Origin of the sequence: Streptomyces sp. W1SF4 (assembly GCF_003950035.1) — a bacterium.
In the GTDB taxonomy this organism is placed as follows: Bacteria; Actinomycetota; Actinomycetes; order Streptomycetales; family Streptomycetaceae; genus Streptomyces; species Streptomyces racemochromogenes.
The window spans coordinates 3187527-3202804 of sequence record NZ_CP034350.1 but is presented as its reverse complement, the minus strand read 5'-3'; the positions used below and the strand labels follow the sequence as shown (position 1 = coordinate 3202804).

The following is a 15278-nucleotide window of genomic DNA, read 5'->3' as shown; positions in this document are numbered from 1 at the left end:
GCGCCGAGGACCTCAAGGGCCTGAGGGCCCTGCACGTGATCACCGGCCTGGGCGTCGGCGGCGCCGAGCAGCAACTGCGGCTGCTGCTGCGGCACATGCCGATGCCCTGCGACGTGCTGACGCTGACCAACCCCGGACCCGTCGCCGACGGGCTGCGCGCCGACGGGGTCCGCGTCGTGCACCTGGGCATGCGCGGCAACCGCGACCTCGGCGCCCTGCCGAAGCTGGTCCGGTTCATCCGCCGCGGCCGCTACGACCTCGTCCACACCCACCTCTACCGGGCCTGCGTCTACGGGCGCCTCGCGGCCCGGCTCGCCGGCGTCCCGGCCACCGTGGCCACCGAGCACTCCCTCGGCGAGGGCGAGATCGAGGGCCGGCCGCTCACCGGCGGGGTGCGCGCCCTGTACCTGGCGAGCGAGCGGCTCGGCGCGGCCACCGTCGCCGTGTCCGGGACCGTCGCCGCCCGGCTGGAGGGGTGGGGCGTGCCCGCCGCCCGGGTGCACGTGGTCCCGAACGGGATCGAGGCCGCCCGCTTCCGCTTCGACGAGGGCGTACGCCGCGCCGCCCGGACCCGGACCGGGCTGCCCGAACGCGCCTTCGTGGTGGGCGGGGTGGGGCGGCTGGTGCCGGGCAAGCGGTTCGACGTACTCGTCCGGGCCGTCGCCGCACTCCCCGGCGCACACCTGCTGCTGGCCGGGGACGGCCCCGAACGGGCCGCGCTGCGGCTGCTCGCCGCCGAACTGGGCGCCCAGAGCCGGATCCACCTGCTCGGCGAGCGCGACCCGCTCGGCGACAGCCCCGACGGGCGCACCCCCGGGATCCCCGCCCTGCTGGCCGCCATGGACGTGTTCGTCTCCCCGTCGCGGGAGGAGGCGTTCGGGCTCGCCGTCGTCGAGGCGCTGGCCGCCGGGCTGCCCGTGCTGCACGTGACCTGCCCCGCCATCGACGACCTCCCCGCCGTGCAGGCCCCGGGGGCGCGGCGGATCGGCTCCGGCACCGAGGAACTGGTCGCCGCGCTGCGCGGGCACATGGAAGCGGGCGCGCGCCGGCTCCCGCCGCCCCCGGTGGTACGCCGGTACGACATCACGCGCACCGCCGCGCAACTGCTGGACGTGTACGCCCTCGCGCTGTCCGCGCCGGGGGAGCGGCAGACACCGGTGCCCGGGCCCGGCGCAACACCCGCCCCGCCCGGCCCGACGGGATCCGGCCCGGCCGTTCCCGGCCCGACGGCCGCGGCCTCCCAGGCGGGGCCGGCCCTCGCCGAACCCGGCGGGGACGGCTGACCCCCTCGCTCCACCCCGGCCGGGGGAACGGCCGGGACCGCACCAACCCCCCTCCACCCAGGAAGGCACCGCACATGGCCGACACCCCCGACCAGAAGAAGTCCGACCACCGCTCCGAGCGCAAGCGCCGGCTCCTGCCGCCGCCCGCCTGGTGGCCGCTGCCCGCCTGCGCCCTGCTCGGACTGGCCGCGGGCGGCGCGTACGGGGTGCTCAAGGCCCCCGAGTACGCCGCCACCAGCTACGTCGTCGCCGTACCGAACGAGACCACCGAGCCGGCCACCGCCCTCGGCTTCGCCCAGGCCTACGGCCGGATCGCGACCAGCAGCTCCACCCTCGCCTACGCCCAGCCCCGCGCCGGCATCAGCGCCCAGCGGCTGCGCACCCAGGTCCGCGCCGAGACCTCCCCAGACTCCCCGATGATCGCCATCACCGGCACCTCCAAGAGCCCCTCCGAGGCCGCCGACGTCGCCAACGCCGTCGCCGACGCCCTCTCGCTGAGCAGCAACCAGGCCGCGAAGAACACCGGCGTGCAACTGCTGCTGTTCAACCAGGCCGTCGCGCCCAGCGACCCGGCCTCCCCGTCGGCCGCCATCAGCGGAGCCGTCGGACTGTGCGCCGGCGGGCTCCTCGGCGGGCTGTGGCTGCTGGCCCGCCCGGCCCGCCGCAAGGAGCGCGGGACGGGCCGGCCGGTGGCGGAGGAGTACGCCTCGCTGCCCGCCCAGGGCGAGCACACCGAGACCAAGGAGAAGGAGTCCGTGCGATGACGCGGGGCTCCACCGGGGCCCTGACGGTGACGCTGTGCCGAGACTCCCGGCAGTTCGCCGCGCTGGAGGAGTCCTGGAACCGGCTCGTCCGGAACTGCCCCACCGCCACCCCCTTCCAGAGCCACGCCTGGCTGCACTCCTGGTGGCTGTCGTACGGGAAGGACGGCCGGCTCCGGGTCCTGCTCGTGCGGCGCGGCGAGGAGCTCGTCGGCGCGGCCGCGCTGATGCTCGTACACCGGCCGCTGCCGCGGCTGGTGCCGCTCGGCGGGCCCATCACCGACTACTTCGACGTGCTCGTCGCCGCCGAGTACGCCGGCCAGGTCGTCCCGGCCCTGGCCAACGGGCTGCACCGGGCCGCCCGCTCCGCCGTCGTCGACCTGCGCGAGGTCCGCCCCGGGGCCGCCGCGGAGGCGCTGTACGAGGCGTGGCCCGGGGTCGGCGCCAAGGTCGCCGACTCCACCTGCATGGAGCTGCCCGCGCTCCCCTTCGACCAGCTCGTCAAGCGGATGCCGGCCTCCGGCGCGCAGCGCGTACGGGCCAAGCTGCGCAAGACCGACGCCGCCGGGATCGAGGAGCACGAGGTCACGGAGCGGGAGGTGCCGCAGGCCGTGCGCACCCTGCTGCGGCTCCACGAGAAGCAGTGGCGGGGGCGCGGGGTGACCCCCGAGCACCTGCGGCCGCGCTTCGCCGAGCACCTGACCCGGGCCACCCGGCGGATGGTGCGGGCGGGGGAGGGCCGGCTCACCGAGTTCCGGCTGGACGGGAAGGTGGTGGCCGCCAACGTGACGCTGCTGTCGGCGGCGCTGAGCGGCGGCTACCTGTACGGGGCCGACCCGGACCTGCGCGAGCGGAAGGTGGACGTGGCGACGCTGCTGCTGCGCTACGAGGCCGGCCGGGCCCTTCAGGAGGGCCGGCCGGTGGTGAGCTTCCTGCGTGGCAACGAGCCGTACAAGAACCACTGGCGGCCCGAGACGGTGGTCAACCAGCGCCTGCTGCTGGCCACGCACGCGCTCGCGCCCCTGCTGCGGCTGTACGAGTCGCAGATCACGGGGCGCGAGCGGGCGGTGGACGCGCTGCGCGAGGCGCTGCCGGCCGCCCGGGACTGGCGGGCGCGGCTGAACGAGCTGCGGGTCCGATGACCCGTCTAGAACGGCCAGAAGCCGGAGTCCTTGCCCCAGTCGAAGCGGAAGCAGACGGACTGGTGACCGCCGAGGAGGCTGTTCAGCCACTCGCCGAAGTCGAGCGGGAGGCACCACTGCCTGCTGTCGTTGGGCTGGGGCTTCGGTTCGGGCCGGGGCGTGGGCTTGGGCGTGGTCGGCTGCGTCGGCTGGGGCCGGGGTGCGAGGGGGCTCGGGGACAGCACGGGGGGTGCGGGCACCGAGGGGGCCGGTTCGGGCGGGAGCGGGGGCGGGACGGTGATGTCCGGCGACGGGGTGACGGGCACCGGTTCCGGGACGGCCGGCGGGGGCTCGACGGGAGCCGGCGCCGGGTCGACGGGCGCGGGGTCCACCGGCGCGGGCACGTCGGGCTTGGGGGCCTCGGGCTTCGGGAGTTCCGGCTTGGGGGCCTCCGGCTTGGGGGCCTCGGGCTTCGGGAGCTCGGGCTTCGGGAGCTCGGGCTTGGGGGCCTCCGGCTTCGGGAGCTCGGGCTTGGGGGCGTCCGGTTTGGGAGCCTCCGGCTTCGGGACCTGTGGGGTCGGGAAATGCGGCGTCGGGACCTGGGGCGTCGGGAGGTCCGGCTTGGGGACCACCGGCGGAGTCGGCACCACCGGGGGCGTCGGGACCACGGGCGGCGTCGGGACCTGCGGGGTCGGCTCGGACGGCTTCTGCTCGCCCAGCGCCTCGCGGAAGACCTTCGCCGACTGCGGGTTCTGCTTGCACCGCCAGACACCGTGCGGGCAGTAGTCCGTGATGGTGTGGTAGAGCGGCTTGTGCTGGTCGATCCACTTCAGCATCTGCCGGAGGTACTCCGGATTGTCCCCGTTCCGGAACAGCCCCCACTCCGGGTACGAGATCTGCTTGCCGTGTGCCTTCGCGAAGTCGACGTGCTGCTGGAGCCCGTACGGCTGGCGGACGTGCTCGTCGAAGGTCCGGCCCGGCCCCTGGTCGTACGAATCCATCCCGATGATGTCGACCACGTCGTCACCCGGGTAGCACTTGGTCCAGCCGATCGCGTCCGTCCCCCGGTTGGGGGCGAAATCGAACTTGAACCGCTGCCCGGGGACGGAGCGCATCGTGTTGACGATGCGCTTCCAGTACGCCTTCCAGTGCTCCGGGTCGGGACCGCAGCGGTGGGTGTACGTGGTGCCGTTCATCTCCCACCCGAGCACGATCACCGTGTCCGGGACGCCCAGCGCCACCAGCCGCTCGGCGAGCTTGCGGAAGTGCCGGTCGTACTGGCCCTCCGCGCCGGCCCGGATCAGCTGGACCACCTGCCAGTCGGGCACCCGGTCCTCGTTGCGGGCCTGCATCGGCACGTTGAGCACGAACATCCGGTCGTCCTCGGCCCGGCGCCACTCGGCCCAGTCGGCGAGGAAGTTCACGCCGCCCTCGATCCCCGGCCACTGGTCGCCGGGGAGATAGGTGTGCCCGACCCGGATCTCCCTGCCGCCGAGCCAGTGCGACAGGTAGGGGATGCGGGCGACCCCGGGCGGCCCGTAGCCGAGGTAGGCGCCCATGGCGGTGTCGGAACCCTTGGGGGGCTCGTCGTCCGGGGCGGCGAGCGCGGCGCCGGTGGCGAGCAGCCCGGCCGTGACCGTACCGACGCAGGTGCTCACCAGGCGGTGGCGTGGTCTGGGCATGGCGTCTCCCGAGCTTTCGCGAACCGGTGTGCTTGTAAAAGACGTTAGACATCAGATCTGACGAATGGCCTGTCCGGTGGCCGCTGGGTAGCCCATTCGCAGGTGCGCATCCTCTCCGCTTGGTCCGACTAGGTGAAAGACACCGTTCCCATGAACGCGTTCGACGGCCATGTGCCCGCTGTTCTGCTCAGACTCGACCGGAATCCGTTCCACCACGGAACCCTCGGCGCCGTCAGATCCCTGGGGCGCAAGGGCGTGGAGGTCCATGCCGTCGTCGAAGCCGGGGGAGGTCCCGTGGGGCGTTCGCGCTATCTGCGCGCCGTGCACGCCGGTCCTGAGGGCGGATTGGATCCGGAGGCGCCCGAGGCGCTGCTGGAGTGCCTGGTCGGCGTGTCGGAGCGGATCGGCCGGCCGGCGGTGCTCGTGGCGATGGACGACATGAGCGCGATCGCGGTGTCCCGGGTCGCGCCGATGCTGACGGACCGTTTCCGGATCCCCCATCAGCCCGACGACCTGCCCGCCCGGGTGGCGGACAAGGCGGAGCTCTCGCGGCTGTGCGCCCGCTGGGGCGTCCCGCACCCGGAGACCGTGATCCCGGCGAGCGGACCCGAGGCGGCGCGCGCCGCGTGGCGGCTGGGGCTGCCGGTGGTGGCGAAGTGGAGCCGGCCCTGGCTGCTGCCGGCCGGTGCCGGGCTGCGCAGCACCACCCTCGTCAACTCGGCCGCCGACGCACGCCGGTTGTACGAACGCTCCGCCGAGGCCGGGAGCCGGCTGCTGCTCCAGCGGTTCCTGCCCGCCGGGCCGGACACCGACTGGTTCTTCCACGGGGCCTTCGCCCGCGACGGGCGGCCGCTGCTGGCCGGCTCGGGCCGCAAGGAGCTGTCCTGGCCGGTGCGGACCGGGCTGACGGCGGTGGGGCGCTGGCTGCCGGACCCGGCGGTGGAGGAATCGGCGCTGCGGCTGGCCGAACGGCTCGGCTACCAGGGGATCCTGGACCTCGACTTCCGGCGGGACGAGTGCGGCACGTTCCGGCTGGTGGACTTCAATCCCCGGCCCGGCGCGCAGTTCAGGCTGTTCGCCGACGACTCGGGGCTGGACGTGGTCCAGGCCGTGTACCTGGACCTGACGGGCCAGCGGGTGCCGGCTCCGGCGGGCGGGCCCGGGCGGGTCTTCGTCGCGGAGAACTACGCGCTGCTGGCCGCCGTACGGGGCCGCACGCTGCCGCGCCGTGCCCCCGGCACGCCCGCTGCGGCGGGCCCGGCGGGGAGCGCGTGCGGGGAGCGGGGCCGCGACGCGCGGCCCGGCCCGGTGCGGGTGCTGCCGCGCGGGGAGCGGGGGCGGGTGGAGGCGGCCTGGTTCGCCCTCGACGACCTGTGGCCGTTCCTGGCGATGCTGGGCGCGCTCCTGGGGCGCGGCTTCGGCAAGGGGGCCCGCGCCCTGCGGGGCGTCCCCGCGCAGGGGCGGCGTACGGTCCGCGCGGTGCGGGCGCCGCGCCAGCGCGGCGGCGAACGGTCGTGGCCGCGGTCCCAGCCGCCGGGACCGGCCGTGGGCCAGGCCCCGCCGGGGGCTTCGGCGGAGCCGGACGAGCTGGTGAGCCGGTGACGGGGTGACGGGGTGACGGGGTGACCTCGTGACTCGGCGGGACGCGGGGACGCCGGGAGATGTGGTGGCTCCGCGTGGCGGGCGTGAGGCAGTGGTGCGGTGACGCCGTGACATGTGACGCGGCGTCGTGTTCCGGCGCCGCGGCGCGGTGACGTGGTGAAGCGGTGACTCGGTGGCGATCTGGTGGAAGGAGTGGCCGTGAGGCGGACGGACGATCTCGTGGTGGTCGGCGCCGGGCCGTACGGGCTGTCGGTCGCCGCGCACGCGGCGGCGGCCGGGCTCGGGGTACGGGTGCTGGGCCGGCCCATGGCGTCCTGGCGGGACCACATGCCCGAGGGCATGTACCTGAAGTCGGAGCCCTGGTCCTCGAACCTCTCCGCGCCCGGCGGGCGCTACACCCTGGCCGACTACTGCGCCACCCGCGGCCTGCCCGCCGAGCACGCCACCCCTTTGCCCATCGCCACCTTCAGCGCGTACGGGCTGTGGTTCGCCCGGCACGCCGGCCTGCCCGAGGTGGAGGAGGCCACCGTCACCGAGGTGACCCCCCAGGGCGACGGCTTCCTCGTCCGCACCGCCGAGGGGCCGCCGCTGCTCGCCCGTACGGTGGCCCTCGCCGTCGGGGTGATGCCCTTCACGCACTACCCCGAGGCGCTGCGCGAGCTTCCCCCGGGCCACTACTCGCACAGCAGCGGCCACCGCGACCTGTCCCGCTTCGCCGGGCACGAGGTGGCCGTCCTGGGCGCCGGGCAGGCCGCGCTGGAGACGGCCGCGCTGCTCGCGGAGGCGGGGGCCCGGCCGTGTCTGGTGGCCCGGCGGTCCCGGCTGAACTGGAACGCCGTCCCGCAGCCGCTGGAACGCCCGCTGGCCCGGGCCCTGCGCGACCCGCACAGCGGGCTCGGCACCGGCTGGCGCAGCTGGGTGTGGTCGGAGCTGCCGTGGGCGGTGCGGCGGCTGCCCGCGCCGACGCGCGAGCGGATCGCCGCCACGGCCCTGGGGCCCGCCGGGGCGTGGTGGCTGCGGGACCGCTTCGAGCGGCGGGTGCCCGTGCTCATGGGGCACCGGCTCACCCGGGCGGTGGCGGTGGGCGGCCGTACCCGGCTCGGGCTGACCACGGCGGCCGGGGAGTCCGTCGTCCTGGACACCGCGCACGTCATCGCGGCGACCGGGTTCGCCCCGCGGCTGGACCGGCTGGAGCTGCTCGACGCGCGGCTGCGGGCCGCGCTGGCCACCGTGGGCGGCAGCGGCACCCCGGAGCTGAGCGCGGGCTTCGAGTCCTCGTGGCCGGGTCTTTTCTTCGCGGGACTGCTGACGGCTCCCTCATTCGGACCTTCCATGCGATTCGTGCACGGTGCGGGGTTCACGGCGGGGAGACTGGTGAAGGGAGTCCGCAAGCGCCTCGGCGCCCGGGGTCCGCTGCCGGGCTCCTCCGGCGCGTCCCGGCCGGTCCGGGCCGCCGCCGGGCGACCGGAGACGTATCTACGCTGAGATCCACCTGAGAGGGGTCCGCGATGGGCGCGGAGCGAGCACAGGGCGGCCGTGGCTGGGTGCGCATCCCCGCCAGCCGCGGGGAGCAGACCACGGGCCGGGCGGCGGCCCAGCCGCCCCGGTCCGCCGCCGGCCAGCCGCCCCGGGGCGCGGCCGGGGCGTCGTACGGGTGGCGGTCCGCCGGCCACTTCGGGGCCGGCGACCAGCCCTCGATCTACCTCTCCCTCGTCAAGCGGTGGCGGGAGGCCGGGCGCACCCTTCCGGGGCATCCTGACGAGGAGTGGGAGCGGCTCATCTCCCAGCCGTGCTGGCCAGGCCGTTAGGTGGTGTGTCTCTCGTGGCAGCGGCGGAGCGCGAAGAACCGGAACGCGGTGCCCCAGGGCTGGTGACGGGCCCGGGGGAGCGGCTCGCGCTCAACGGCATGGGCAGCTTCGAATGGGACCTGGACGCGGGCAGCCTCAGCCTGGACGAGGCCGGCCTGGCCGTCTTCGACCTGGAGCCGGCCGAGTTCGACGGCACCCCGCAGGCCCTCGGCGCGCGGATCCCGTCCGACGACGCGGCCCGGCTCTCGGACACCGTGACCGCGGTGCTGGAGGCCGGCGGGTCCACGTACGGCTCGTACTTCACCGTGCGCCGGCGCGACGGCCGCGACCAGTGGACCCACACCACCGGCCGGGTGCTGCGCGACGACGACGGCCGGCCGCTGCGGATCGCCGGGATCGTCCGGGACGCCACCGCCGAGCTCGCCCACGCGACGGTGCTGCGGAGGCTGGAGAGCGCCCGCGTCCAGCAGGCCGCCATCGTGCAGCGCACCACCGAGGCCCTGTCGCGGGCGGTGACCGTCGACGACGTGACGGCAGCCCTGACCGGCGCCGGCGCGCTGGAGCGGCTCGGCGCGGACGGGCTGGCGCTGGGCCTCGTCGAGAACGGCACCATCAAGATCATCGCGCTGAGCGGGGAGACCCTGGAGATCCTCAGCGAACGCAAGTTCACCCGCCTGGACGGATCCCTCCCGCTCTCCCAGGCCATCCTCAGCCGGCAGGCACGTTTCGTCACCTCGCTCACCGAACTCGCCGGCGAGTTCCCCCTGCTCGCCGACTACCTGCGCCGCATCCACTACGACGCGGCCGCCTACCTCCCCCTGATCGCCCAGGCCAAGGCCATCGGCGGACTCGTGCTCTTCTACCGGCGGCGCACCGAGTTCAGCCCCGAGGAACGCAACCTGTGCCTGGGCCTCGCCGGCATCGTCGCCCAGTCCCTCCAGCGGGCGCTCCTCTTCGACCAGGAACGCGAGTTCGCCACCGGCCTCCAGGCCGCCATGCTGCCGCGCCGCATCCCCGACATCACCGGCGGGGAGATCGCCGTCCGCTACCACTCCGCCTGGAGCGGGCGCGAGGTCGGCGGCGACTGGTACGACGTCATCGCCCTGCCCCGCGACCGCGTCGGCATCGTCGTCGGCGACGTACAGGGCCACGACACCCACGCCGCCGCCATCATGGGCCAGCTCCGCATCGCCCTGCGCGCCTACGCGGGCGAGGGACACCCGCCCTCCACCGTCCTCGCCCGCGCCTCCCGCTTCCTCGCCGAACTCGACACCGAACGCTTCGCCACCTGCATGTACGCACAGGTGGACCTGGAGACCGGAGGCGTACGGGCCGTCCGCGCCGGCCACCTCGGCCCGCTGATCCGCCACACGGACGGCCGAACCGGCTGGCCCAACGTCCGCGGCGGCCTCCCCCTCGGCCTCGCCTCCGTCTTCGAACAGGAGGACTTCCCCGAGACCCGCCTCGACCTGGTCCCCGGCGAGACGCTCGTGCTGTGCACCGACGGGCTCGTCGAGGAACCCGGCACCACCATCACCGCCGGCATGGACGCCCTCGCCCACGCCGTACGCAGCGGCCCCCAGGGCGCCGGAGCCCTCGCCGACCACCTCCTGGACCGGCTCTGGGAACGCTGGGGCTCCGGCGACGACGTGGCCCTGCTCGTCCTGCGCCGCGCCCCGGACCCCGGCACCCACCGGGCGCCGCGCATCCACCAGTACGTCCACCAGGCCGACCCCGAGGGCCTGTCCGAGGCCCGCTACGCCCTGCGGCAGGCCCTGCGCGACTGGGGCATGGCGGAACTCGCCGACGACGTCGAGCTCGCCGCGGGGGAGCTGCTGGTCAACGCCCTGCTGCACACCGACGGCGGGGCGGTGCTGACCATGGAGGTGCTGCCCGAGCCGGTGCGGCGGATCCGGCTGTGGGTCAAGGACCGCTCCAGCGTGTGGCCGCGCAGGCGCACCCCGGGCGAGGCGGCCACCACGGGGCGCGGGCTGCTGCTGGTGGACGCCCTGGCCACGCACTGGGGAGTGGAGTCCCGGGGCGACGGGAAGGCCGTCTGGTGCGAGTTCGACGCCGGGGGCACCCCGCGCGGCACGGGGTGACGGGCGCGCGGGCGCGCCGCGTGAGCGGCCCGTCACCCCGGGTGGCGATATGCGGGAGGCGGGGTGATGATGCCGCCATGGAACGGATGCTGGTTGTGCGGGACGCGCCGGTCTTCCAGGGCGCCCCGCTGCCGATGGGGGTATGGTGCGCCGCCTGACCAGGGGCGCGGTCACGGGGATCGCGGCGACGCTGGCGGTCCTGCTGCTGGCGGCCGGGGGCCGGGCGGTCGTCGACTGGACGACGGGACGTCCGCACACGGGCCCCGGATGCCAGACGGTCGCGTTCATGTCGATGACGGGCGTCGCGCCCGAGTGCCGGTAGCGGCGGCCACCGCACCCGCGCGCCCGGCCGCGCTCCCCGCTACGGCTGCGCGACGACCTGGATGACCTGCTCGTCCAGCGCGACCGTGTCGATGGCGCGGGGCATCAGACCCGACATGTGGATCTCCTGGAGCTCGGCCACGGCCCGCGCGGTGCCCGGGTGGATGCCGCCGGTGAGCGGGCTGCCGGCCACCCACGCGTGCTCGGCGCCGTCACAGACGACCTCGCCCGCGCCGATGCTCAGCCGGGTGGCGTCCTGGATGACGGTGGCCTTGATCTGAACCGCTCCCGAGGGTGACGAGGCCTCGCAGTGGTAGGTGCCGGAAAGGGTGATGGAACCGTCCCCGGCGATGTGAGCTTCCGACTGTACGGAAATTCCCTGATTGAAAACGGTGGCGTGGGCGGGAGCCGTGAACAGGGCCGTCGCGGCCAGGGCGGAGAAGGCCCCCAGGGTCATTCGGCGGGCGGGCGTGCGCATTCTTCCTCCAGGTGGGTGCGGATGGTGCGGGCGGCGGGAATCCACCGGAACGCATTGTGCTGGCAATTGGCGGGCGACTCGTTCCGCGTGCTCGTGTCGGTGTGTGCAATTCCCCGCTCGGGCGCGTGAGACTGGCCGGAAATACTCCCCGCCCCGAAGATCCCCGAAGGGGTTCCCGCATGCGCCAGCCCGCCTCCGTCTCCACCTCGGTCTCCGTCCTCGCCGCCACCGCTCTGATGCCCTTCCTGCTGTTCACCGCCACCGCCTGCCAGAGCGCCCCCGAGGGCGCCGCGCTCGCCCCCGCCGCCGCCCCCGCCGTCCCCGTCGACGACGGGGCGCCCGGCGCCGACGAGGACCCCGCCGCCCAGGACCGGGCCGGCGCGGCACCCGGCGCGGCCAAGGACGCCCATGTGGGTGACTCCGTACGGGTGCAAGGCCACGAGGTGGGCCGCCACCTCCAGGCGGTGCTGAACGCGTTCGTGGACCCGGCGGTCAGCGTCGAACCGAACTACCAGCCGCCCGCCGGCAAGCGCTGGGTGGCCGCCTCGATGTCGTTCGTCAACGTCGGCGGGGCCTCGTACGGGGCACTCGGGCGCATGTGGGCGTACGACGGCGCGGGCAAGCGCCACCCGGTGGTGCGCACCGGCGAACTGACCACCGGCAAACCACTCGTCTTCGATTCCCTCGCGGTCGGCGAGCGGGCCGAAGGATGGGTCGTGTTCGAAATTCCGGAAAACCAGAAGATCGTGCGGGTCCAGTACCAGGACGCGAACATGCAGCCGAATTCCGGAGGGGGATTCTGGTCGGTCTAGCCCGCGCGGGTGAAAGGCCGTGAAAGGGCCCGGCGCCGGAGCACTAAGGTGCGCGCATGACTTCTACGCAAGCCGAAACCGACCGCAGGCAGCTCGGCACCCTTTCCGTGCTCGCCTGGATCGGCGACCCCGCCGAGGGTCACAAGCTCCCCTACCTCCTCGCCTACACGCTCGGTGACGGGCCGGGAGGCCGGGAAGCGGGCGAGGCGGCCGCCCGCGCGCTGCTGGAGGGGATGGGCCTGCCGATCGGCGTCGAGGTCGCGGACGGCACCGTGAACCCGCAGAAGTTCGACGTGAAGGTCCTCCTCGCGGACAACCAGATCGCCCTGACCCTGCCAGGCCTGAACGCCACCTGCACCGCCCCGGACGAGTGGGTCGAGGCCGCCAACGACGGCGGCCAGGTGTACTTCCTGTTCGCCACGCGTGCGTGGCCCGAGGCCGTCCCCGGCCAGCCGGTGAGCGCCGAGCAGCTGAAGGCCTTCGCCGGCGACGAAGAAGTCCTGACCGAGTGCGCCCACTGCCTCGTCACCGTGCAGAGCCTGCAGCGCTGACCGGACACCCGGCGCTGGCCACCCCGAGCCGGCCACCCCAGGCCGGCCCACCCCGAGCCGGCCACCCCAGGCCGGCCCACCCCGAGCCGGCCACTGCCCACGGCAGCCGCCGCCGCGCCTGCGGCGGCCGCCGTGCTCCGGCCGCCGGGCTCCCAGCCTGCCCGGCGGCCGGCCCCTCACGCCGGATGCTCGAAGGCGAACCGCAGCGAGCGGACCCGGTTGTCGAAGTTCGAGCCCGCCAGGTCGGGCAGCCCCACCGCCCGCAGCCCCACCGGCCGCGTGAGCAGCTCCCGGAACAGCGCCTTCATCTCCACCCGGGCCAGATGCGCGCCCAGGCAGAAGTGCGGTCCGCCGCCACCGAAACCCAGATGCGGGTTCGGCGAGCGGGTGATGTCGAACGCGTCCGGATCGGGGAACACCGCCTCGTCACGGTTGGCCGACGCGTAGTACAGCACCACCTTGTCCCCCGGCCGGAACAGATGCCCGCCCAGCGTGTGCTCGGCGGTGACCGTCCGGCGGAACTGGATGATCGGCGTCGAATGCCGGATCATCTCGTCCACCGCACCGTCCGCGTACTTCTCGAAGTCCGACAACAGCAGGTCCCGCTGCTCCGGGAAGTCCGTCAGCAGGCTCAGCCCGTGACTGATGGCATTGCGGGTCGTCTCCACCCCCGCCACCATCAACAGGCTGAAGAACGCGCCCAGCTGGCGCGCCCCCAGCGCCTGCCCGTCCACGTTCGCGCACACCAGCGCCGAGATCAGGTCGTCGGTCGGGTTCCTGCGCCGCTCCCGCCCGATGCCCGCGACCATCCGCTGCATCCGCGCCAGGGCCCGCAGCCCCCGCCCGGGCATCCGCAGCCGGGCCGCGAGCCCGCGCTCCACACCGATGTTCTCCGACGCGTGGTTGACCCGGTCCGCGATCTCCGCACGGTAGTGCTCCGGGATGCCCATCATGTTGCAGATGACCTCCAGCGGAAGCCGCGAGGACACCGCCGAGACGAACTCGTCCGGCCGCTCGGCCAGGACGTCGTCCACGATCCGGGCCGCCACCGCGTGGATGTCCTCCTCGGCCGCCGCCAGCAGCCGCGGCGTGAACGCCCGCTGCACGATCTTCCGCAGCTGCGCGTGGTCCGGGCCGTCCAGATTGACCATCGAGTCCCCGAACAGTGCCCGCACCCACCGGGCCGGCTCCGGCGTCGTCACCCCCGGCGCGCTCGCGAACACCTTCGGCAGCCGGCTCGCCTCCTGCACGTCGGCGTGGCGCACCAGCGCCCAGTGACCGCCCCCCTCGGGGACGAACACGGGGGAGTCCAACGCACGCAGCCGGGCGAACACCGCGAGCCGCTGATCGGGAGGCCGCTGCCAGAAACCCGGCTCGGCCAGTTCCCCTCCGGGATCGGTACCGGAGCCGTGCCGTTGTGGGGGGAGTGTCATGGGGGCTGTCTCTTCCTGTAGCCGTTGCGCTGAGCTGCTGAACGCGTCCGGGGGCGTGGGGGTGACGGCCGCGGCCTCAGACATCCGCGCCCACACGCTCGAACTGCCCGCCGCGCACCGCCAGGGTCATGCCGACCACCACCGCGGCCGTCGCCACCAGCCCCGCGTACAGCACCGCGTACGGGCCCGCCCACGTACAGGCGAGCAGCGCCAGCGCGGACACCGGCAGCACCAGCTGCTGGGCCGCACCCCGCTTGAAGTGCCGCGAGTGCAGCAACCACACCATCAGCAGGAACAGCGCCGACGGGACGGTCACGGCCGCGTTCGCGGCGACCTGCGAGATGTGCGCCTGCCCCACCGCGTGTTCCACCGCCACCTCGATGCCCGCACCGATCGCCGCACCCGAAGCGAAGATCAGCAGATGGCCGTAGCCCCAGGGGATCGCCTCCCGGTTGGTGTTCAGCCGCTCGTGCATCGGCACCGCGAAGTAGATCCACCACGCGGCGAAGACGATCAACAGCCCGCCCGCCGCGATGGGCAGCAGCTCGCCCAACGCCTCGTGCTCGTTCAGGGCCGACTCCACCGCCACCGTGCTCGCCGCGATGGTCTCGCCCAGCACGATGATGGTGAACAGGCCGTACCGCTCCACGATGTGATGCGCGTGCCAGGGTGTCTGGTGCTCCCGCTCGGCCAGCACCGGCACCAGCAGCTCGGCCACCACCAGCACGAGGAACAGCCAGCGCTTCCAAGCCTCCGGGACGAACAGCAGCCCCACCCAGCCCACCTGACAGATCACCAGCCCCGCCGCGTACTTCAGTGCCGCCGAACGCGCCGCACCGCTCTCCCCGGCCGCCGCCCGCAACCACTGCGCCGTCAGCGCCACCCTCATGATCAGGTAGCCGATGACGGCCACCGTCCAGTCGTTGTCGTCGAAGGCCCGGCTCACCCCCGCCGCGTAGACCAGCACACCGGCGATCTGCACCAGCGTCGCCACCCGGTACGGCACGTCGTCGCAGTCGTAGGCGGAGGCGAACCACGTGAAGTTCATCCACGCCCACCACACGCCGAAGAAGACGAAGAAGTAACCGACCACCCCGCTCGCCGGATGGCCCTCCGCCAGCGCGTGCACCAGCCGGGCCCCCGCCTGGGCGATCGCCACGACGAAGCAGAGGTCGAAGAACAGCTCCAGCGAGGTCGCCGTCCGGTGCCCCTCGTCGCGGCTGCGGGCGGTCATCGGTACGTACGTCATACCGTCCAGCACACCAGGGCCCGACCCCCCGACCGGCGAGGCGCGCGGCCGACGCCCCCCGGGTACCCCGGGCGG

The 15278-nt window shown here is 74.3% G+C and carries 14 protein-coding genes; 10 read left to right on the top strand and 4 right to left on the bottom strand.

Features of this window, described 5'->3' with window-relative positions; translation table 11 throughout:
- Nucleotides 1–20 precede the first annotated feature (20 nt).
- The 3 genes from D1J60_RS14740 (at nucleotide 21) to D1J60_RS14730 (ending at nucleotide 3186) form a co-directional block, all read left to right on the top strand.
- On the top strand, nucleotides 21–1283 hold the full coding sequence (locus tag D1J60_RS14740; RefSeq protein WP_125824031.1) for a glycosyltransferase: 1263 nt from the start codon (nucleotides 21–23) through the stop codon (nucleotides 1281–1283).
- A 74-nt stretch (nucleotides 1284–1357) separates the two neighbouring features.
- Complete coding sequence (locus D1J60_RS14735) at nucleotides 1358–2047, top strand: lipopolysaccharide biosynthesis protein (RefSeq protein WP_125603319.1); 690 nt, start codon at nucleotides 1358–1360, stop codon at nucleotides 2045–2047.
- A complete protein-coding gene (locus D1J60_RS14730) occupies nucleotides 2044–3186 on the top strand; it encodes a GNAT family N-acetyltransferase (RefSeq protein ID WP_125821406.1) in 1143 nt (380 codons plus the stop codon). Before D1J60_RS14735 ends, D1J60_RS14730 begins: the two co-directional genes overlap by 4 nt.
- A 5-nt stretch (nucleotides 3187–3191) precedes the next feature.
- Here the strand turns inward: D1J60_RS14730 and D1J60_RS38850 are convergent, their stop codons facing one another.
- The gene (locus tag D1J60_RS38850) at nucleotides 3192–4847 is read right to left on the bottom strand and encodes a glycosyl hydrolase (protein ID WP_347147188.1); all 1656 of its coding nucleotides are present in this window, start codon (nucleotides 4845–4847) and stop codon (nucleotides 3192–3194) included.
- 150 nt (nucleotides 4848–4997) lie between these two features.
- Between D1J60_RS38850 and D1J60_RS14720 the strand changes: the two genes are divergently transcribed.
- The 5 genes from D1J60_RS14720 to D1J60_RS14700 all read left to right on the top strand — a co-directional run bounded on the left by D1J60_RS14720 (nucleotide 4998) and on the right by D1J60_RS14700 (nucleotide 10681).
- Nucleotides 4998–6449 (top strand): ATP-grasp domain-containing protein, encoded by a 1452-nt coding sequence (locus D1J60_RS14720; protein WP_125821405.1) that lies wholly within the window; start codon nucleotides 4998–5000, stop codon nucleotides 6447–6449.
- Between the two features lie 198 nt (nucleotides 6450–6647).
- On the top strand, nucleotides 6648–7934 hold the full coding sequence (locus D1J60_RS14715; protein WP_125821404.1) for an NAD(P)-binding domain-containing protein: 1287 nt from the start codon (nucleotides 6648–6650) through the stop codon (nucleotides 7932–7934).
- Between the two features lie 23 nt (nucleotides 7935–7957).
- Complete coding sequence (locus D1J60_RS14710; RefSeq protein ID WP_125821403.1) at nucleotides 7958–8257, top strand: hypothetical protein; 300 nt, start codon at nucleotides 7958–7960, stop codon at nucleotides 8255–8257.
- Nucleotides 8258–8271: 14 nt separating this feature from the next.
- Entirely contained in the window at nucleotides 8272–10359 is a 2088-nt protein-coding gene (locus D1J60_RS14705; RefSeq protein WP_164721060.1) for a SpoIIE family protein phosphatase, read from the top strand.
- A gap of 142 nt (nucleotides 10360–10501) precedes the next feature.
- Nucleotides 10502–10681: a hypothetical protein gene (locus tag D1J60_RS14700; RefSeq protein ID WP_125821401.1), complete on the top strand. Its 180-nt coding sequence runs from the start codon at nucleotides 10502–10504 to the stop codon at nucleotides 10679–10681.
- A 39-nt stretch (nucleotides 10682–10720) separates the two neighbouring features.
- Here the strand turns inward: D1J60_RS14700 and D1J60_RS14695 are convergent, their stop codons facing one another.
- Entirely contained in the window at nucleotides 10721–11158 is a 438-nt protein-coding gene (locus D1J60_RS14695; RefSeq protein ID WP_125821400.1) for a DUF6299 family protein, read from the bottom strand.
- 179 nt (nucleotides 11159–11337) lie between these two features.
- Between D1J60_RS14695 and D1J60_RS14690 the strand changes: the two genes are divergently transcribed.
- Entirely contained in the window at nucleotides 11338–11970 is a 633-nt protein-coding gene (locus D1J60_RS14690) for a DUF4352 domain-containing protein (protein ID WP_125821399.1), read from the top strand.
- Between the two features lie 56 nt (nucleotides 11971–12026).
- Nucleotides 12027–12521, top strand: coding sequence for a DUF5949 family protein (locus tag D1J60_RS14685; protein ID WP_125821398.1), 495 nt, complete (start codon nucleotides 12027–12029; stop codon nucleotides 12519–12521).
- A gap of 176 nt (nucleotides 12522–12697) precedes the next feature.
- On the opposite strand, the gene D1J60_RS14680 is transcribed toward D1J60_RS14685, so the two are convergent.
- Entirely contained in the window at nucleotides 12698–13954 is a 1257-nt protein-coding gene (locus tag D1J60_RS14680) for a cytochrome P450 (RefSeq protein ID WP_125604953.1), read from the bottom strand.
- 76 nt (nucleotides 13955–14030) lie between these two features.
- Nucleotides 14031–15203, bottom strand: a complete 1173-nt coding sequence (locus D1J60_RS14675; protein ID WP_241253272.1) for a low temperature requirement protein A — start codon at nucleotides 15201–15203, stop codon at nucleotides 14031–14033.
- Nucleotides 15204–15278 lie beyond the last annotated feature (75 nt).